Consider the following 18,258-nt stretch of genomic DNA (forward strand, 5'->3'; position numbering starts at 1 on the left):
CAGGCTTCAGAAGACGCGGAAGCTCTGGAAGACGCTGAAGGCCCAGCCCCAGCGCGAAAGCGATCCCGGGAATTCGCCCCGCCGGGAGGCCACGGAGGCGCCGATCCGGCCGGTGGGCGTGCGCCACTGGGCCTCGCCCTGGAGGAACCAGGAGCCAGTTCCCAGTGGATCCTCCTGGGCCGCCGTGGCACGCACGACCCTGAGTCGTCCCTGGCCTTCGAGAAAGAGAGGCAGGCCCAATGCCACCGTTCGGGTGATGACAGCGGGCCCGAAGGCGGCCCCCAGCGGATCGCCGTGCGTCGAGAATCCCGCGAGGTAGGCGGGCCGGGTGAAGGGTGCAGAGGTGCGTGATGAAGCGGCCCCGGCGTATTCCAGGCCCAGATCCCAGCCCTCCCAGACCACCTGGAGGCCTCCGAGATCGCGGGCGGGGGTCAAGGTGAGGGACCTGCTTTCAGGGGCGGCGCTCCGGCTGAGGTGAAGCGAGGCACCCTGGGCCCGGACGAAGCGGGCCAGGGAGGGAATCCGAAGCTTCAATTCGGCCAGGGTCGAAGTGCGCTCAGCCGTGGCGGGGGCCCTCTGGCCCTGGGCTTCCTGACCGCCCGCCATGGTCACGGCGCCGAGGCTGGCCTCCATCAAGGATCCGCAGGAGACCCGCACCAGGCCTCCCAAGAGCTGGGGTTTCTGCAAATCCAATCCCGCGGCCTGGGCGGCGATCCGTGCGTCCCGATCGGGAATCCATTCCGGGACGGACCGATCCGCCTCCAAGCGTCCGACGAAAGCCTCCGCCCGCCAGCGGCTCTGGAGGAAGGTGGTTTCTCCTGTGGTCAGGGAGAGGCGCGCAAAGGGCCGGGCCGAATCTCCGAGCAGATCGCCGCCATTCAGGCCGGATCCCCACGCGAAGGGGGTTTGCTCAAGGGCCAGACGCCAGCCGGAATCCCACTGATACGCGATCGCCGCGCGCTGGAGGGTGCCCGAAGTGCGGCCATGACCACGCAGGCCGAGGACTGTGGCCGCCACGGACCAACCTCCCTGGACGTAGCGCCCCTGCAGGCCAAGGCCCCACCCCTGCGTGTCATGGCCCAGGCCCTCCCCCGCGACCAGGGGTGCGTAGAGGCCCTCCGACCCGGCTCCGCCGAGGCCCACCTCGAAGGAGGGAAAGGACAAGGTCGGCAACGGTGGCTCCCCCAGGGTCCACGCCCGTTGCGCCTGCCGCAGGGCGCTCGCGCTATCCTGGAGCAGGGGGGCCTGGGCCCAGGCCCCCAGCCCTGCCGTGAGGCCGAGGGCGGCGGCCCGGAAGGTCATTCCCGTCATGGCTCCAGCACCGTGATGGAGACGATTTCCGCCCCCAGTTCCAGGTCATCGAGAATCGCCATGGCGTGATCCAGGTCCTCCACTTCACCCAGACGGGTGTAGCGCCCGGTGAGGTGGGGCGCGGCATTGGTGGTGATGAAGAACTGGCTGCCGCCCGTATCCTTGCCTGAGAGGGCCATGCCCACGCTGCCCGGGCCATACCAGTCGAGGCTGTTCTCGCAGCGCACGGTGTAGCCCGGCCCGCCATCCATGGTGTCGAAGGGCGAACCCATCTGCACCACGAAGTCCGGGACCACGCGGGGGACGAGGCGACCATTGAAATAGCCCTCCCGTGCCAGGAGGACCAAATTGGCGACGTTCATGGGGGCCACGTGAGGGTCGAGCCGGAGCGTCACGCTGCGCGTTCCGCTCAGTGAGACGCGCAGGCGGACGGGCTGGCCGCGCTCGGCCAGGCGGATGGCTTCCTTCAAGATGGCTTCGTCAGTCTTCACAGGTTTTGCCGCGGAGGGCCAAGGCGTGGCCGGATCCAGCTTCAGCAGCGCCTGGTAGGCCTCCCAGCGGCAGGTCCAGTTGGGGTGCTGCAACCAGGGACGCAGCTGCGCCTTCTGATCCTCCGGAGCCATTTTCCAGCGGGCATAGCTCTGGATCAGGGTCTGCTGGACCTCGAACTGGGTGTCGGCCCAGACGCGCCTGGTCAGCGCCTCAAGGTCGGCCGGAGCGGCGGGAAGATCATCGATGGCGGCGGCGCGGGCGATGGGATCGGGCCCGGACAGGAGGCGCGCGCGCACCAGGTCTGCTTGACCTGGGTTCTGGTTCCGCATGGCGGGAAGCAGCGTGCCCAGCAACAGGGGGCTGGAGGCGCCGAGTGGGCGGTCCTGTTCCATGCGCAACCGGAGCCCCGGCAGGGGCGACTCAAGCTTGGCCAGCGCCTGGAATCCGTACCACTGGACCAGGGGCTTGCCTGAACAGGGCCAGGGAGAGCCCTCCACCTCGAAGACCTCCGCAGGGGCTGGTTTGGGAACCCCTTCCGCCAGCCTGGAAAGGATGCCGACGCAAGCCTGGTCCAAGGTGGCCGACGAGGGACGGCGAAGACCCAGTTCCGCCCAGGCCGGTGAATCTGGCGAAAGCGAGGTGAAGGCCTTCAGCGCCAGTTCGCGGCGGCGGGGCCAGGGCCCCCGGTTCCACGCATCCATCAACGCCAGCACGCTTCCTGGCGTGGCGGGTACCGGCGGCAGCAGCACCTTCTCCTTGCCGGCCATCACGAGCCGCAGGCGGGCGGCCTGGGCGCGGACAGGATCCACCTTGCCGGCCTTCTGCAGGGCGTCGAGGAAGGTCTGAAGGGCTGGGGAAACCTCGGCGCCGTTCAGGCGAGCCGCGGCGATGGCGGCTTCCAGGTGCAGATGTTTCGGCCAGCTGGCGGCCTCGGCACTGGTGAGACCTGCCAGAGCCGTGAGGGCCTTGGCGCTCTTGAGGCGATTGAGGAAGAAGAGGGCCGTGAATCGCGCCTGGGGTGTCCGGGCGGTCGTTGCCAGGGCCTCCCAGGCTTCTGCGGTGGGCTTCTCCAGGGCCGTCGGCAACAGGGCGGGCGCGCCCGGGGCGCCAATGCGCTGGAGCGCCCGTTCCAGGCGGGCCCGGTCCGCGGCTGGCAGGGCGGCTTTCTGGGCCCCGGTGATGGCCAACGGTTGACGCATCCATTCCGCCTGGATGGCCTCACGCACGGTGAAATGCGGGGTTTGGGCGAAGGCGGAGGCTCCCGCCAGCGCACAGAGTAGCCATTTCTGGAAAGATGGGGGCAAGAGGTTCATGTTGGCTCGCTTGGGAACGGACATTCTACGGGAAGAGTTGCGAAGGCGTGCTGCCGACGGGCACGCTGGGCCCCACGAGGTCTGGATCCGCTGGCCCCGGCAACTGGGGGACGTGGTGTTCGCATTGCCCTTCTTCGGTTCGCTGCAGGCGGCCTGGAATGCCGAGGCAGTCTCTCTGGGTGTGTCCCTGCGCTGGGTAGCCGTCGGGCATTCCATCGGAGCCGCCCTCTTCTCCGAGGCGGCGTCGGCGTTCATCGCAGAATCTGTCATCGAAAGCGGAGGCATCGGCAAGCCTGATCCCTGGCACCTGCTGCGGCGCTGGCGAAAAGCCCCACCGGTCTGTGTCATCAACCTGAGTCAGAGCGTTCGACTGGCCCTGGGTGCCTGGATGGCCGGGGTTCCCATCCGAGGCGGCATTTCAGACAACCACCTGAATCTGCTGTACACGCATCCCTTCAAATACCGTGATCTGCCCATCCACCTCGCTCAGAGGTACGGGCCACTGCTGGAGCAGCTGACAGGCCAGCGCCACCTCCAATGGGTCCGCCTCGGGCGGCACAACCTCGGCGGTGTGGGGGGGGCTGGCCTCCTCCAGGCCGCAGGATGGAGAGGCGAGCCTTACGTCACCCTTGCCTTCGGCACCCGGGGCCATGTCAAACGCTGGTTTCCAGAGACGAGGACCTGGCCGGAGCTGGCCCGCCGCCTGTCGGCCGAAGGGTTCCGCTGTGTCTGGCTGGGGGGCCCCGACGAAGTCGCCCTGGGAAAAGAGATCGCGGCCCTCGCGCCAGGGTCTCTGGATCTCACCGGGAAGACGAGCCTGCCCGAGGCCTGCGCGATTCAGGAGGAGGCCGCCGGCAATGTGGCCATTGATACGGGTTTGGCCCACACGGCGGCGGCCACGGGTCGGCCCACCCTCACCCTCATGGGGCATTCGCCGGAGCCACTGATCGCGCCGGTGGGTCCCATGGCGGTGGCCATCCGGGGCTCGGCGGTGGATTCCTATCCCGGGGAAAGCGAAGGGTTCGAAACCCACGGCTCCGTCGCCCACCGGGTCCACCCGGACCGCGTGGTGGGCCTGCTCAAGGCCCTCATGGCGGAGGCCCGCACGTGATACCTCCGGGTGCCTTCTGGGTGCGGATGCCGAGGTTCATCGGCGACGCGGTGATGATCCACCAGGCTCTGGGCCCGCTCTGGAGCCTGGGGAGCCCCCTCGTGGCTTGGGGTCCGGCGAACGTCATGGAGCTGTTCGAGGGCAGTGGCTCCTTCGCAGCCTGCGTGGCCGATCCGGAACCCCTGCGGGCATGGGACATGGCCAAGCTGCTTCGACAGTTCCGGGCCGAAGGGGTCATCAACCTGCCCCGGAGCTCTCGGGCCCTGCTGGCGGCCTTCCTCGCCCGAACGCCGGTCCGCGTCGGCTGGAGCGAGGGTGGCGGTGGTCTCCTCGCCACCACCAGCCTGCGTTTCAAGGGGCAGACGGGCCATCAGATGCATCGCTATGGCAACCTGATTGCCAAGGCCTTCCCCGCCTTGCCACAGGGAGCTCCCTGCCGGTTTCGGCCCAGCGGGGAGGCCTTCGACCAGGCCTCGGCCCTGAGGGAGGCCTTCGGCATTCATGGCCCCTACGTGGTGCTGGCACTGGGGGCCAAGCACTGGAACAAGCGCCTGGGGACCCCGGTGATGGTGGACCTGCTGGACCGGCTGGAGCGGGAGGGGATTCCGGCCCTGGTGCTGGGAGGGCCACAAGAAGAGGATCGGGCCCAGGGACGGGGGATCCTGGCGCTCCGCCCTCAGGCCAACGTGGTCTGTGGCAGATCCTCCCTGAGTGTCAGCGCCGCGCTGGTGGCTGATGCCCTGGCGGTGGTGGGAAATGATTCCTCTCTGTCGCACCTGGCGGCAGCCAGCGGCACGGTCACCCTGGTGGCCTTTGGGCCCACTCTGCCCGAGGTCACGGCCCCGCAGGGACCGAATGTCAGGGTCTTCCAGAAGGCTGGCTTGAATTGCCTCGGCTGCATGCGGTTCGATTGCCGGATTCAGACCCACGCTTGCATGCAGCAGCTCGAAACCGGACCGATGTTCGACCGGATCCTCGAGACGCAGCGCAGCCTCACCGCAGCATCAGCTCCATCAGGCGGTCCCGGAACGCGCTAGGGCTCTGTCGCGCCCGCAGCGAGGCGGAGGCGGCTTCCGGGCGGGTCCGGGCCTGGAGGATGGCTTGGGCCAGGCTCTCCGCTCCCACATCAGGCGGGACATAGACGGCCACCGGGCCCAGCTCCGGGAAGCTGCCGATGTCCGAAAGCACCAGGGGTCGGGACATGCCCAGCAGCTGGCTCACCACGCCTGAGGATTCCCCGTGGTTCGTGGGCCGGAGCTGCACGGCGACGTGGACCGAGGCCATGAGCGCCTCCAGCTGCCCGTCCGACGGAGCGTCATGGACCTCGAGCCAGGGGCGCCGCGCCGCAAGCCGATGGCGCCGTGCATATCGGCCCGCGCCGAATCCCGCCAGGATCAGCCGCACGTCCTGGGTAGTAGCGAGCCGATCCAAGGCGGCGAGGAGCGTGTGAATGCTCTTGCCGCCGCTGAGGCCACCGAAATGTCCCACTCGCAAAGGCGCCTCGGCCGGTTCCGGATGGGCGGCAAGGGGAGGAGGCAGAGGATGGAACAGGACATCGATGGGAAGGTTCAGGTCGCCCAGATCCTCCCGGACCTTCCGGGCGCAGTAGTCGCTGTGCACCAGGATGCGTTCCGCCCGGCTAAGCAGGGCCAGGGGCCGGATGCCGCAGGGCGCCTGGGGCCCCGGATCCCCGAAGAGGTCACCCAGGAAGGCAGCCCGATCGGGGTAGTGCTCGCGGTAGAAGGCGAACACCGCCCGGGCATCCTCTTCAAACCATCCTGTCCAGAAGCGGATGGCCTGGGCTTCGTGGAGGTGCAGCCAGACGCGCCCAGTCTGGGCTCGGGAGGCGGCGCGGAGGGTGGGCACATGGTGGGGGCTGTTGCCTGCCTCGACTACAACGGCCTGGTAAGAGGTGGGCGGAAGGATCCGGTCCCAACTTTCGGTGGGGAAGAATCGCCGGTGGGGCGCCCCCTGAGCACGATCGAGGCCTTCCATCGATTCAAAGGGCAGGGGGGCGTAAGTGTCCAACCGCCAGCGCGCATCGGCGAAAAACCGGGCGGCGAAGGAGGCCACGCCGTTCGGGATCGGGGGCAGGATGGACAGCAGGGCCAGGCGAGGAAGCCCTGGATCGGGGAGGGCGGCCTGGAGGGTAGCCCATTCACCCAGGCGGAGATCGGGGGGCGCCAGACGGCGGGGTGCGAACAGGCGTTTCAGGGACCGGCTCCAAGGCCGCAGCCGGGTCCGCTCGAAGGATTTCAACCAGGACCGCATGGACATCGCCATTCCTCGGAAGCTGTGGATCTCATCTTAGGTGCGGCCCCGGAGGTCACGGAGTGAGCGGCCATGAGCCTGCATCTTGAAATCCCGGTAGGCGGCCCACTCCAGCCAGGCCCGCTTGAAACGGAAACGGAAGAGGTACTTTTGGAGTTGGTACGCGAGCCGGCGCTGGTTCGAGCGCAGGTGCGCGGGGAAGAACTCCTGGATGAGGAACCAGCGGTTCCGGCGATTGTAGTATTCGACCACGGCGCTGCGGAGGCCCGAAGAGAGGGATTCCTCGTGCGCCACCACCACGCGGGAATTCGACCCGAGGAGCTTTCCCTGGCGCCGCAGAAGCAGGGAGAAGGCCACATCCTCGTAGTACAGGAAGTAGTGGGGAGGGATGCCTCCCACGGAGAGTGCGTCTGCCACGCGCATGAAGACGGAACAGCCATTGATGAAGGCAAGCGGGTCGTCGAGACCCGCGGGGTCCACCAGCACTTCGGTGTGGAAGGTAGGTGGCACGAGGCGGCCTCCGACGATCATCCGTCGACCAGTGGCCACCGTTGTGCCCCAGAGGCCCACGTCGGGTTGCCGCCGGGCCTCTTCCACCAAGTCCAGGCAGGAACCTTCGAGCAGCAGTGTGTCGTTGTTCAGCACCCAGGCGTACGGGACGTCGTGGTCGGCCAGGTAGGCCAGCCCCACATTGTTTCCACCGGCGTAACCCAGGTTTTCCGGGATCTCCAGCAAGCCGATCTGGCCGGCCTCCGGGAGGGCCCCGTCCTCCGCCGACAGCTTCCGGTAACGGATTCCGTGGCTGGCGAGGAGGGCTTCCGGCACTCCGGGAGCCGACCCTGCATCGTTCTCGATCCAAAGGATCCGCGTCTCCTCCCCCTCATGGGCGAGGAGGCTCTGGATGCAGGCGAGAGTGGAATCAGGCTGGTGGTAGTTCAGCACCAGGATTCCGACGGCAGGAGTGGCCCCGGCCCGGCCATCCCTGGTCATCGATGCTCCCTGCCGGTCACCGGCGGTGTCCTAGCCATCATCCTGAAACTCCAGCGTCATCATTCTTTGGTTTGACAAGAATAGGCTGGTTTTCCGGAGATTGTCCGTGGACGTGCCCTTCGCGATGAAGAGCCTAGAGTTCGCCGGTGGATCGGGCGCGCATGGCCTCGCTGACGCAGGCAGCGGACTGGTCTCTCCGCACGGTGGAAGTAGCCCCATGAATTGGCGCCTGGGGTGTGGCCTTTGGGCTGGGCCGAGTCGGAGACCTGGCCTGTCGGAACGGCCCCGGCGATGGCCTGGCGCTCACGCACTTCGCTCCAGGCGGCGACCGGCTGCTTGGTGATCCGCGGGGCTGGCCCTTACCATGTTTGAATGGAGCCCACCCCGTGATCCCCTTCAATCGTCCCATCCTTCCTGAACGGGCTTCTGAGCTCATGACCGAGGCCTTCCGATCGGGCAAGGTCTCCGGCGACGGGGCCTTCTCCAGGCGCTGCGAGGCCTTCCTCAAAGAGCGGTACGGTGCCTCCCGCTGCTTGATGACAACCTCCTGCACCGATGCCCTGGAGCTGGCGGCCATCCTCTCTGGAGTCGGGCCCGGCGACGAGGTCATCCTCCCGAGCTTCACCTTCGTCTCCACCGCGAACGCCTTCGCGCTGCGGGGCGCGAAGCTGGTCTTCGCGGACAGCCTGCCGGACCAGCCCAACCTGGACCCGGCCCAGGTAGAGGCCCTGCTGTCACCAAGGACCAAGGTGATCGTTCCGGTCCACTACGCCGGTGTCGCGGTAGACATGGACCCCATCATGTCCCTGGCGGCCAGGCAGGGGGCCTTCGTCGTCGAGGACGCCGCCCAGGCCATCGAGGCCACCTACAAGGGTCGCCAGCTGGGCCTGATCGGGGACCTCGGCGCCTTCTCCTTCCACGAGACGAAGAACATCCATTGTGGCGAGGGCGGCCTGATCGCCCTTCGGGACCCGGCCTTCGTGTCCCGGGCGGAAGTGATCCGGGAGAAAGGTACCAACCGCAGCGCCTTCTTCCGGGGTGAGGTGGACAAGTACGGCTGGGTGGACATCGGCTCATCCTTCCTCCCTTCGGACATCCTCTCGGCCATCCTGTGGGCCCAGATCGAGCATCTGGAGGCGATCTGCCAGCATCGGATGGCCCTCTGGCATTGCTACCGCGAGGCCCTCGACCCCCTGGAACGCTCGGGCTGGGCCCACCTTCCCGTGGTACCGGACTATGCGGGCCACAACGCCCATGCCTTCTACCTGATCCTGCCGGACGAGTCCACCCGGGCCCATCTCATCGCCCACCTCAAGGCCCGGGAGATCATGGCGGTCTTTCATTACCAGTCCCTCCACCGGAGCCCGTACTTCCAGGACAAGCACGATGGCCGGTCCCTTCCGAATTCCGACCGTTACAGCGACTGCCTCCTCCGTCTCCCACTCTTCCACGACCTCACCGAGGCCGAGCAGGGACGGGTCGTCGACGGCGTGCTGGACTTCTTCCGGAAATGAGTTCCCAGCCAACCATGGTGCGCCGCCTGCGGCTGGCGCAGGCCCTCCAGCGGAGGCTGGAGGATGGTCTCGTCTCCGCGTCAGGTGACCGGATCCTGGAACTTGCCGGGTTTGCCGCCAACCTGGCCTGGATGGCCCACGGAGGTGCATTCGCCCTGCCCAGCGTGGAACGGGCACTCAAGGAGGGGCCCGGGCTGGAAGGCGGAAGGCCGCGGTTGAATCCAGCGAGTGTCGAGGGGCGGACGCTCCATGTCCTCACCACCGCCTACGAGACCGGAGGTCATACCCGACTCGCTCAGAGGTGGATGGAACTCATGCACCCAGAGCCGTGCGCAGTCGTCCTGGTCGATCAGAGGGAACCGGTGGCCGCGGATTGGGTCGTTCCTTCTGGGGGAGGAATTCCTCTCCTCGATTTCGAACGCGAAGGCATCCGGTCGAGACTCGACAAGGTCGCCACCCTGCTCGCCCTGATGCAATCCGCGAGGCGCGTGGTATTCCATATCCACCCGGACGATGCGGTCTCCGTGGCAGCAGGGCATCAAGCGCGAGGCGTCGACCTCTGCTTCCTCAATCATGCTGATCACGTGGCTTGGCTGGGGGCCTCACTGCCGGCGCTTCTGCTCGGAGGGCGCAGGGGCGGGAATGAACTGGCGGTGCACAGACGGGGCATTGATCCCGCGATGTGCGGGTACGTGCCACTGCCGCTTACCGAACCGATTCAGATGGATCGGGGCGAGGCGAGGAAATCTCTGGGCATTGGCGAGGCCGAGGTGGTGCTGCTCACCCTGGCCTCCGGTTACAAGTACCTGCCGGTGGAAGGCCGGTCACTGCTCGAGCCTCTTTCCCTTGTGCTCCGGAACCCGGGCCATCGCCTGATCGCCATAGGCCCCGATCCGGAACATCCCGTCTTCACGGAACTGGCCCGGCGCCACCCAGGGAGGGTGCAGGCACTTGGCATCATTCGGAAACCCGACCTCTATCGGGCCGCGGCGGATATATACATCGACAGTTTTCCGTTCTGTTCCACCACGTCATTGCTCGAGAACATCCTGATCGGCACCCCGGTGGTGGCGTTCCAGCCTGATCCCGACGAACTCGGAATCTTCTATTCCGATTGGCCGAACCTTCCGGGAAGCCTGTTTGGCTCTCCTGATCCGGAGGGATTCGCGGAGAGGGTGGAGGCTCTGGCGGAGAGCCGAGCGCGCAGGCTTGAAGTCGGTGGACGATTGAGGAAGGCCGTCGAGATCCACCTTTCCGAGCCTTGGCGGGAATCGATGTTGACTCTGCAGAAGTCGGCCTTCACGCCTCGGCCATGGTCCGGCCGGGTTCCGGTGGAGGAGGGGATTCTGGATAGGACTTTGGCCGGTCTGGGACGCGACCCATTCCGATATCCGAGACTGTCGAAATGGCCCTTGGGGTTCCTGGAGAAAGTCGGTGTAGGTCTGGATCGACTCAGAGGCTGAGGGCCGAGGTTGAGGGCCTAGTCTTGGGCCGCCGAAGCCCTGAGCATCAGGTCCAAATAGGCGAGCAGGACCGTGGTCCCATCTTGGTCCGTGATCTTCCCCAGGCATTTCCAGGCTCCCCGCCGGTCCACGTGAAGCGTGCTCAACCGTAGGTGGTAGGTGTGACTGGGGAACATCGGTGCCAGGAAAAGGTAGCGATAACCCTGGAATAAGGTGCCAGGTCCCGGGAATTCCATGCCCAGGACTTTGGAAATCCACCCAGTAGCCAGGAGCCCGTGGGCGATCCGTCCCGGAAGGCCGAGTTTCATCGCGGCCCCGTCATCAAAATGGATGGGGTTGAAGTCCCCGCTTGCCTGCCCATAGGCCTGGATGGCGGCATCGTCCACCAGGAATTCCTGCTCGACCACGGGACGTTGTGTATAGGTCAGCATGGAATTGACGTGCCAGGTGTGCAGACACTGGGAAAGGGTGAATCCTTCGCGACTCCAGACCTTCTGGACAGCCAGATTGTGGATCTGGGTGCTCACCTTCATGGTGCTGAGCCCCTTCGCCTTGTAGTGGGCCTGTGTGAACCTGATCAGGTCAGAGTAGAGACCACCACCGGCATGGTCGGGGTGGACACCGTAGAGCACGCCTTCGCAGGTGTTACCCGCCTCGCTGCAGGTCGCAAAGGCGACCCATTGCCCGTCTCGGCGCACGAGCCAGGCACAGCGGTCGGGCACCTCGCCGCTCCCATATTCCACGGCCCACTCCTGGAATCCCTCCAAGATCCGGTCCGCCGGAAGAAAGGGGTTGGCGTTGTAGTGATTCCGATAGCCGGAGAATATGGTCTCCACCAGCTTGGAGAGTTCCGGTTGTAGGCTCTTGCCGCAAAGCACGAACTCGAGCCCCGGGTTCCTGAGGCTCTTCGGTTCGAAGGTCGTAAGGTCCATCTCGTAGTAGACAAGGACGTCGGCGTGGAGGAAGGGGAATCCCGCACGTTCGAATTGAGTCGCGACAGTCTGCCCATCCCCGGGAGTCCGAATGATGGCCAAGTCCGCTTCCTGATCCAGAAGAAATGCTCGTAGAGCCTTGCCGTCCAGGGTCTCGAGGGTTCCCCGGAACACCTTCATTCCGAATCGATGGCCCTCAAGTGGGGCGGGGGAAAGCGAGAAGGCGGAAGGGCTCATGAGATTCTCCACAACACGGAATCGGTACGACTATGGATGAGAATGGACCTGAAAAAGGTCGGCGTCGAACCGCGTCGTGGTGAAGGTCACCTGGGTTCTCCGTTGGACCTCTGGGCGATCTCATCCTTCTTTGGAAGGGAACCGTTGAATGGTACGGAATCCCTTTGCTTTCTGTCGACCAGGCATTACCGGGAATACCGGCCTCAGGAAGGGGACCCCGAGGCTCCGCGGAGACTTGGAATGGACTTTGGGCTTCAGTCCTTGGGTCTCGCTACCCCGAAGGCTATTCCAGGCCTGGCCCTGGACCGCTGGTGGTATCGAGTAGCCCGAACGGCGGTCCCGGTGATGGTGGACCCCTGCGGTGCCTCCGACCTTCGGGTTCAACCTCCCCTGTCCCGGCGGGACGGCGAAGAAAGAGCGCCTGGACGCAGGTAGACTGGGGGGATGCTTTTCGATTCCCCTTCGTCCTTCGGCCGCGCCTTCCGCATCCTCACCTTTGGTGAAAGCCATGGGGCCGCGGTGGGAGTGGTGATGGACGGCGTGAAGCCCGGGCTCCCGTTCGATCTGGAGGCCATCCAGAAGGAGCTGGACCGGCGGCGGCCGGGCCAGTCGGACCTGGTGACGCCACGGAATGAGGCGGATCGCCTGCAGGTGCTCAGTGGCGTCTTCGAGGGGCGCACCACCGGGCATCCCATCGCCCTGGCGGTGTTCAACGAGAACCAGCGGAGCGGCGATTACAAGGCCATTTCGGAGCTGTTCCGGCCCGGTCACGCGGACCTCACCTATGACCGCAAATACGGGATCCGCGACCCCCGGGGTGGGGGACGCAGCAGTGGGCGGGAAACCCTGGCCCGAGTGGCGGCCGGCGCCTGGGCCAAGCAGCAGCTCGCCGCCCTGGGTGTGACGGTACGCGGGTTCAATCGGGAGATCGCCGGCATCGCCGGGACGGCGGTGGAATGGCCTTTCGTGGAAGCCAACCCCCTCCGGGTGGCCGATCCCACGACCTTTGCGGCCCAGCGGTCCGCCGTGGAGGCTGCCCTCGCCGATGGCGACAGCGTGGGGGGCGTCTGCGAGGTCTGGATCGAAGGCTTGCCCGTGGGCCTCGGAGACCCGGCCTTCGGGAAACTCGATGGCCTGCTGGCCTTGGCCTGCATGTCCATCGGTGCGGTGAAGGGCGTGGAACTGGGTGCAGGCTTCGAAAGCGCCCGGCGCCGCGGCAGCGAGAACAATGATCCGCTGGGGCCCGGCGGACCGCTCAAGAACGATGCCGGGGGCACCTTGGGAGGCATCAGCACCGGCGCCCCCGTGGTGGTGCGCCTGGCGGTGAAGCCCACCAGTTCGATCTCGAAAACCCAGCGGACCATTGATCGCGAAGGCCATGCGGCCGACATCTCCACCAAAGGACGCCACGATCCCTGCATCGCCCCGCGGATCGTGCCCGTGGCGGAGGCCATGTGCGCCCTGGTGGTCTACGATGCCTGGCTCACCCAGCAGGCCCTCCGGGAGGGTTCGGTGGCTCCCGCCGAGGAATGGAACTGGGACGCCATCGAGGCACTGTTCCCGAGATGATTGTTGTGATGACCGCCACGTTCGCGGTCGCATGACGAACTGATGACCTTGCCTCCTCCAGGCCAATTGACAATCGGATCCGATATGGAACCCGTCCTCCTCAGTTTCCACGCTCCCATCCACGACCTGGACCTGGTGGCCCAGCACGTGGTGCGGGATGGCGTGCCGACGCGTCTGCGGGAGTGGCAGCGCACTTCCGGTGCCCGGGAGCTCGTCTACCTGGCCACCTGTCAGCGGGTGCTCTGGATGGTCTGGGGCGGGGACGCTGGAGCCATCGATCCAGGACCCGGCGTGCGCCGCTACGAGGGGGAGGATGCCTGGGTCCATCTGCTCGCCATGTCCGCCGGACTGGAATCCGCCAACCTGGGTGATCGCGAGATCCCGGGTCAGATGAAGGACGCCCTCGAACAGGCCCGCCAGGTGGGTGTCGCCGGCGACGAGGCCCAGGCCGTCTTCGAGGACGTGATTCGCGAGGGACAGCGACTTCGATCACGCCTGGGGTTGGCCGATGGCAATGTCAGCGTCGCCACGGTCGCCCTGAAGCATCTGTGCGAAGGCCTTCCAGAAGGCTCCTCCATCGCGCTGGTGGGCGTCGGCCCCATGACCCAGTACCTGGCTGAGCGTTTGCCGGAGCGCGGGTTCAAGGTCTCCGTGGCCAACCGTACCCGGAGCAAGGCCCATGACCTGGCAGATCCCCTGGGCCTCGCGGTGGTGGATCTGCCCAAGCTCCAGCGGGATCCCGCCGGCTTCCAGGCCATTGTGAGCGCCACCGCCGCTCCCGAACCGATCTTCACACTGGAAGCCTGGCAGACCCTCAAGCGCCCAATTCTGCGCATCCTGGATCTGGCCCTGCCCCCTGATTCCGAGCCAGGTCTGGAGCAGCTGCCCTGGGTCCACCGGGTGGATCTGTCGGCCTTCCTCGCCCAGACCGCCACCGCGCGGGCCCAGCGGGCCGAGGCGGCCACGAAAGCTGAAGCTTTCCTCGTGGGCGCTGCGGGCCGCCTGCGCCATCGGGCCCACGCCCGGGGACACAAGCGTCACCTGGCCTCTGCCCAGGAACGCCTGGACTCGGCCTGGGGCGCCCTGGAGGCCGAAGTGAAGGCCTTGGAGGACTCCATGCAGGGGCTGGACGAGGTCCAGCGCGAGGCCCTCAAAGAGATCCTGACCCGGGGACGGACCCTGGCCTTCCGGGCCCTGATCCAGACCCAACCCAAACCGGACCCGAACGGAGAGGCAGCCAAGCCATGAAGCACGTCACCGTCGCCACCCGTGGATCCGCCCTGGCCGTGGGCCAGGCCGAGTCTCTCGTGAGGTTCCTCGAATCGAAGGGCTACGAAGTGTCCTGGCGGAAGTTTTCGACTTCCGGCGACCAGTGGCTCCAGGGCCCCCTGGACAAGCAGGTGGGTGGCGGCTTCTTCACCAAGGAGTTGGAGGATGCCATGGCCGCCGGCGCCGCAGACCTCCTCATCCACAGCCTCAAGGACGTCTCCCTGGAGCGGCCGGCGGGCATCGTTTCCGCGTGCATCCCGAAGCGCGAGGATCCTTCCGACTGGCTGGTGCTGCGCCCCGACGCACCCGAAGACCTCACCATCGGCACCAGCGCCGTGCGCCGGGAGCGTGTGCTGAGCCAGCTCTTCCCCAAGGCCCGCTTCACCTGGATCCGCGGCAACGTGCAGACTCGCCTCCAGCGGGTGCGGGATGGCGTGCTGCGCGAGGCGCCCCTCCATGGGACCCTGCTGGCGGCCGCGGGCCTGAAGCGCCTGGGGCTGGACCTGACGGGCCTCACCGTGCGTCCACTGACGCCCGAAGAACTGCCCTCAGCGCCGGGGCAGGGGGCCCTCCTGGCCGAGGCCCGGGCGGACCGCCCCGACCTGATCGAGGCCCTGGCCGAGCTCCACGACGCCATGACCGCCCGCTGCGTCACCCTTGAGCGGAAGGTCCTTGCCGGCATCGGCGGCGGCTGCCAGCAGCCTCTGGGCGCCCTGGCCACGCCCCAGGCGGATGGCACCCTGCTGCTCCGTGCGGCCTACGCGCCCGACGGGGAACTCCGCCGGGCCGAGGCCCGGGGCACCGACGATGCGATTCTCCTGAAGGCTGTCCTCCAGGGCATCGGCCTGTCATGACCTCCGCGGCCTTCCACCCCCGCCTAGCCCTGGCCCGGCCCGCCCAGCACCCGCTGGCGGACACGGTACGCAAGGCCGGCTGGGAGCCTGTGCCGTATGCGTTCACCAGCCTGAAGGTGTGCACGGCGCCACCGCCGATTCCCTTTACGGAGGCCCAGGCGCTCCTGGTGCTGAGCCCTTCGGGGGCCCAGGTGGCCGCGCCCCGCCTGCCCGCGGGAATGCTCTGCCTGGTGCAGGGCGCCGGCACGGCCGATGCTCTCGGGCGGGACGACCTGGAGGTCCGGTTGCCTTTCGAAGCCCGGGCTGAGGCCCTGTGGGAGCTGCTGCAAACCACGTTTCCCGACGGTGGGGACTTCATCCTGGCCCGCGGCGAGCGGAGCCGGGAGTACCTCGAGGTGGCGACGCGCGGGACCGCCTGGCGGATCCATCCCTGGGTCACCCATCGCGAGGTGGCCCGGGACCCGTTCCCGCCCCTGCCGGAAGTGGAGGGGGTGCTGGCCCTCAGCCCGCTGCAGGCGGAGATCCTGGCTCCCGTCGCCCGTGACGTGCAGCGGTTCGCCTGGGGTGAAGCCACGGCCGAGGCCTTCGCCCAAGCGGGGGCCCCCGCCCACGATCGCTGTGAACCAAAGCCAGGCCTGCTCTGGGCCATGCTCGCGCAACACCTGAACAAGGAGGAGTCCCCATGCTGAACCGCTCCCGCCGCCTCCGCACCAGCGCCGCCATGCGCAACCTGGTGGCGGAGACGGACCTCCGTCCCCGCCACCTCATCCAGCCCCACTTCGTGGTGCCTCAGGCAGGCAGTACCGAGATCGCCAGCATGCCGGGCATCGTCAATGCCGGCGTGGAGGAGACGCTGCGGCAGGTGGAGAAGGACCTGAAGAAAGGCCTTACCAGCGTGCTGCTCTTCGGCGTGCCGGAGGATTCCTCCAAGACACCCGATGCCCGCTATGCCTGCGATCACAACGGGGTCGTGCCGGTGGCCGTGAAGGCCCTGAAGAAGGCCTTCGGCTCGGACCTTATCGTCATGACCGATGTGTGCCTCTGCGGCTGCACCAGCCACGGCCACTGCGGCCTGGTGGATGAGAACGGCGTAGTGCAGAACGATGAGACCCTGCCGATCCTGGCAGAAATGGCCCTCCGCCACGCCGAGGCAGGCGCCGACGTGGCCTCCCCCAGCGACATGATGGACGGCCGGGTGGCCGCCATCCGCGAGCTTCTGGACAAGAACGGCTTCACCCAGACCAGCATCCTCAGCTACGCCATCAAGCACTCTGGGGCCTACTACGGCCCCTTCCGCGAGGCCGCCCACAGCAGCCCCAAGTTCGGCGACCGCAAGACCTACCAGATGGACCCCCGCAACGCCCGCGAAGGGCTGCGGGACGCGCTGCTCGACATCGAAGAGGGCGCGGACATGCTCATGGTCAAGCCCGCGCTGCCGAACCTCGACCTCATCTGGCGCCTGCGCGAGCGCACCCTGGCGCCCATCTGCGCCTATCACGTGTCCAGCGAGTTCAGCAGCGTGAAGGCCGCCGACCGCCTGGGCTGGGTGAATGGCGACCAGCTGATGTACGAGCACCTCATCGCCATCCGGCGCGCTGGCGCCGACATGATCGTCACCTACGCCGGCCGCGAGGCCGTGGAGAAAGGCTGGATCTCGTGAGCAACGACACCCTCTTCCAGGAAGCCCTGACCCACTTCCCCGGTGGCGTCTCCAGCCCCGTACGGGCGTTCCGGGCCGTGGGTGGCACGCCCAAGTTCTTCAAGAAGGCCAGCGGCGCCTGGTTCGAAGACGAGGATGGCCAGCGGTTCCTGGACCTCTGCATGTCCTGGGGTCCGCTGATCCTGGGTCACGCCCACCCGGACATCCTGGCCGCCGTCACCGAGTCCATGCAGGAGGGCCTCACCTTCGGCGCCCCCAGCCGTCGCGAGCTCGCGCTTGCCCGCAAGATCAAGGTGATGGTGCCCTTCGTGGAGAAGATGCGCTTCGTGTCCTCGGGCACGGAAGCCGTCATGTCCGCCCTGCGTGCCGCCCGCGGCTTCACGGGCCGGGACCGCATCCTCAAGTTCGAGGGCTGCTACCACGGGCACAGCGATGGCCTGCTGGTGAAGGCCGGCTCTGGTCTCATCACCTTCGGCGCCCCCACCAGCGCGGGCGTGCCCAAGGGCATCGCCGAGCTGACCTCCGTGGTCACGCTCGATGACCTGGAGACCCTGGAGCGCACCTTCGCGGAGATCGGGAACGAACTGGCCGCGGCCATCATCGAGCCCATCCCCGCCAACAACGGCCTGCTGCTCCAGCGTCCCGAGTTCCTCAAGCGCCTGCGCGAACTCTGCACGAAGCACGGCGTGGTCCTCATCTTCGACGAGGTCATCAGCGGCTTCCGCGTGGCCCCCGGCGGCGCGGCGGAGCGCCTGGGCATCACGCCCGACCTGGCGACCTACGGCAAGATCATCGGCGGCGGCATGCCCGTCGGCCTCTACGGGGGCCGCAAGGACATCATGGGCGTCGTGGCGCCGGACGGCCCGGTCTACCAGGCGGGTACCCTGTCGGGCAATCCCGTGGCCATGGCCGCGGGCCTCGCCACCATGGAGAAGCTGACCCCGGCCTTCTACGCCGACCTGGAAGCCAACGCCGCGAAGTGGGCCGCGGCCTTCGAGACCATCCCTGGCCTCCACTGCCCCCGGTACGGCAGCCTGCTCTGGCCGCTGTTCCAGGATGGCGTGCGCCGCAGCGACGCGGTGAAGGGCGAGGCCATCAGCACCTTCAACCGCCTGCACAAGGCCCTGCTGGGCCAGGGTGTCTACCTGCCGCCCAGCGGCTACGAAGTGGCCTTCCTCGGTGCCGCCCACGGCGAGCCCGAACTGGCCCACTTCAAGCAGGCCGTGGCCGCCGTGGCCAAGGATTTTGCCTGATTTCCAAGGCCGCCGGTCA

General features: G+C 67.2%; 15 protein-coding genes. 10 read left to right on the plus strand and 5 right to left on the minus strand.

The window, feature by feature from the left end; all coding sequences use genetic code 11:
- Positions 1-6: 6 nt before the first annotated feature.
- Positions 7-1,311, minus strand: coding sequence for a capsule assembly Wzi family protein (locus NOV65_RS01590; protein ID WP_257303639.1), 1,305 nt, complete (start codon positions 1,309-1,311; stop codon positions 7-9).
- Positions 1,308-3,116 (minus strand): peptidylprolyl isomerase, encoded by a 1,809-nt coding sequence (locus NOV65_RS01595; RefSeq protein ID WP_257303641.1) that lies wholly within the window; start codon positions 3,114-3,116, stop codon positions 1,308-1,310. The genes NOV65_RS01590 and NOV65_RS01595 overlap by 4 nt, the downstream gene beginning before the upstream one ends.
- Before the next feature lie 115 nt (positions 3,117-3,231).
- On the opposite strand from NOV65_RS01595, the gene NOV65_RS01600 reads away from it, so the two are divergent.
- Together NOV65_RS01600 and NOV65_RS01605 are read left to right on the plus strand one after the other, a co-directional pair.
- On the plus strand, positions 3,232-4,227 hold the full coding sequence (locus NOV65_RS01600; RefSeq protein ID WP_257303642.1) for a glycosyltransferase family 9 protein: 996 nt from the start codon (positions 3,232-3,234) through the stop codon (positions 4,225-4,227).
- Entirely contained in the window at positions 4,224-5,264 is a 1,041-nt protein-coding gene (locus NOV65_RS01605) for a glycosyltransferase family 9 protein (RefSeq protein ID WP_257303644.1), read from the plus strand. The genes NOV65_RS01600 and NOV65_RS01605 overlap by 4 nt, the downstream gene beginning before the upstream one ends.
- Here NOV65_RS01605 and NOV65_RS01610 read toward each other — a convergent pair.
- Positions 5,221-6,504 carry a glycosyltransferase gene (locus NOV65_RS01610; protein WP_257303646.1) on the minus strand — a complete coding sequence of 428 codons (1,284 nt, stop codon included), beginning with the start codon at positions 6,502-6,504 and terminating at the stop codon, positions 5,221-5,223. The genes NOV65_RS01605 and NOV65_RS01610 overlap by 44 nt on opposite strands.
- 30 nt (positions 6,505-6,534) lie before the next feature.
- The gene (locus NOV65_RS01615; RefSeq protein WP_257303648.1) at positions 6,535-7,488 is read right to left on the minus strand and encodes a glycosyltransferase family 2 protein; all 954 of its coding nucleotides are present in this window, start codon (positions 7,486-7,488) and stop codon (positions 6,535-6,537) included.
- A gap of 386 nt (positions 7,489-7,874) precedes the next feature.
- On the opposite strand from NOV65_RS01615, the gene rffA reads away from it, so the two are divergent.
- Both rffA and NOV65_RS01625 read left to right on the plus strand, forming a co-directional pair.
- Positions 7,875-9,002 carry a dTDP-4-amino-4,6-dideoxygalactose transaminase gene (gene rffA / locus NOV65_RS01620; protein ID WP_257303649.1) on the plus strand — a complete coding sequence of 376 codons (1,128 nt, stop codon included), beginning with the start codon at positions 7,875-7,877 and terminating at the stop codon, positions 9,000-9,002.
- Positions 9,003-9,016: 14 nt separating this feature from the next.
- Positions 9,017-10,465 carry a glycosyltransferase family protein gene (locus tag NOV65_RS01625; RefSeq protein WP_257303652.1) on the plus strand — a complete coding sequence of 483 codons (1,449 nt, stop codon included), beginning with the start codon at positions 9,017-9,019 and terminating at the stop codon, positions 10,463-10,465.
- 17 nt (positions 10,466-10,482) lie between these two features.
- Here NOV65_RS01625 and NOV65_RS01630 read toward each other — a convergent pair whose 3' ends face one another.
- Positions 10,483-11,634 (minus strand): bifunctional GNAT family N-acetyltransferase/hotdog fold thioesterase, encoded by a 1,152-nt coding sequence (locus NOV65_RS01630; protein ID WP_257303653.1) that lies wholly within the window; start codon positions 11,632-11,634, stop codon positions 10,483-10,485.
- Between the two features lie 444 nt (positions 11,635-12,078).
- Here NOV65_RS01630 and aroC point away from each other — a divergent pair, with 444 nt between their 5' ends.
- The 6 genes from aroC (at position 12,079) to hemL (ending at position 18,239) form a co-directional block, all read left to right on the plus strand.
- Positions 12,079-13,203 (plus strand): chorismate synthase, encoded by a 1,125-nt coding sequence (gene aroC, locus NOV65_RS01635; RefSeq protein WP_257303655.1) that lies wholly within the window; start codon positions 12,079-12,081, stop codon positions 13,201-13,203.
- Positions 13,204-13,287: 84 nt separating this feature from the next.
- Positions 13,288-14,451, plus strand: a complete 1,164-nt coding sequence (locus tag NOV65_RS01640) for an NAD(P)-binding domain-containing protein (protein ID WP_257303657.1) — start codon at positions 13,288-13,290, stop codon at positions 14,449-14,451.
- Entirely contained in the window at positions 14,448-15,326 is an 879-nt protein-coding gene (hemC, locus tag NOV65_RS01645; RefSeq protein WP_257303659.1) for a hydroxymethylbilane synthase, read from the plus strand. Before NOV65_RS01640 ends, hemC begins: the two co-directional genes overlap by 4 nt.
- Positions 15,323-16,015 (plus strand): uroporphyrinogen-III synthase, encoded by a 693-nt coding sequence (locus NOV65_RS01650; protein ID WP_257303661.1) that lies wholly within the window; start codon positions 15,323-15,325, stop codon positions 16,013-16,015. The genes hemC and NOV65_RS01650 overlap by 4 nt, the downstream gene beginning before the upstream one ends.
- A complete protein-coding gene (gene hemB / locus NOV65_RS01655) occupies positions 16,009-16,986 on the plus strand; it encodes a porphobilinogen synthase (protein ID WP_257303663.1) in 978 nt (325 codons plus the stop codon). The genes NOV65_RS01650 and hemB overlap by 7 nt, the downstream gene beginning before the upstream one ends.
- Complete coding sequence (hemL, locus tag NOV65_RS01660; protein ID WP_257303666.1) at positions 16,983-18,239, plus strand: glutamate-1-semialdehyde 2,1-aminomutase; 1,257 nt, start codon at positions 16,983-16,985, stop codon at positions 18,237-18,239. Before hemB ends, hemL begins: the two co-directional genes overlap by 4 nt.
- Positions 18,240-18,258: the final 19 nt, after the last annotated feature.

The organism is Geothrix campi (genome assembly GCF_024609265.1).
Lineage (GTDB): Bacteria > Acidobacteriota > Holophagae > Holophagales > Holophagaceae > Geothrix > Geothrix campi.

Bases quoted from the DNA above. Each gene is read 5' to 3' on its own strand.
- NOV65_RS01615 (WP_257303648.1), bottom strand. From the start codon at position 7,488: ATGACCAGGGATGGCCGGGCCGGGGCCACTCCTGCCGTCGGAATCCTG.
- NOV65_RS01630 (WP_257303653.1), bottom strand. From the start codon at position 11,634: ATGAGCCCTTCCGCCTTCTCGCTTTCCCCCGCCCCACTTGAGGGCCAT.
- NOV65_RS01590 (WP_257303639.1), bottom strand. From the start codon at position 1,311: ATGACGGGAATGACCTTCCGGGCCGCCGCCCTCGGCCTCACGGCAGGG.
- NOV65_RS01640 (WP_257303657.1), top strand. From the start codon at position 13,288: ATGGAACCCGTCCTCCTCAGTTTCCACGCTCCCATCCACGACCTGGAC.
- NOV65_RS01625 (WP_257303652.1), top strand. From the start codon at position 9,017: ATGGTGCGCCGCCTGCGGCTGGCGCAGGCCCTCCAGCGGAGGCTGGAG.
- hemC (WP_257303659.1), top strand. From the start codon at position 14,448: ATGAAGCACGTCACCGTCGCCACCCGTGGATCCGCCCTGGCCGTGGGC.
- NOV65_RS01610 (WP_257303646.1), bottom strand. From the start codon at position 6,504: ATGTCCATGCGGTCCTGGTTGAAATCCTTCGAGCGGACCCGGCTGCGG.
- aroC (WP_257303655.1), top strand. From the start codon at position 12,079: ATGCTTTTCGATTCCCCTTCGTCCTTCGGCCGCGCCTTCCGCATCCTC.
- NOV65_RS01650 (WP_257303661.1), top strand. From the start codon at position 15,323: ATGACCTCCGCGGCCTTCCACCCCCGCCTAGCCCTGGCCCGGCCCGCC.
- hemB (WP_257303663.1), top strand. From the start codon at position 16,009: ATGCTGAACCGCTCCCGCCGCCTCCGCACCAGCGCCGCCATGCGCAAC.
- NOV65_RS01595 (WP_257303641.1), bottom strand. From the start codon at position 3,116: ATGAACCTCTTGCCCCCATCTTTCCAGAAATGGCTACTCTGTGCGCTG.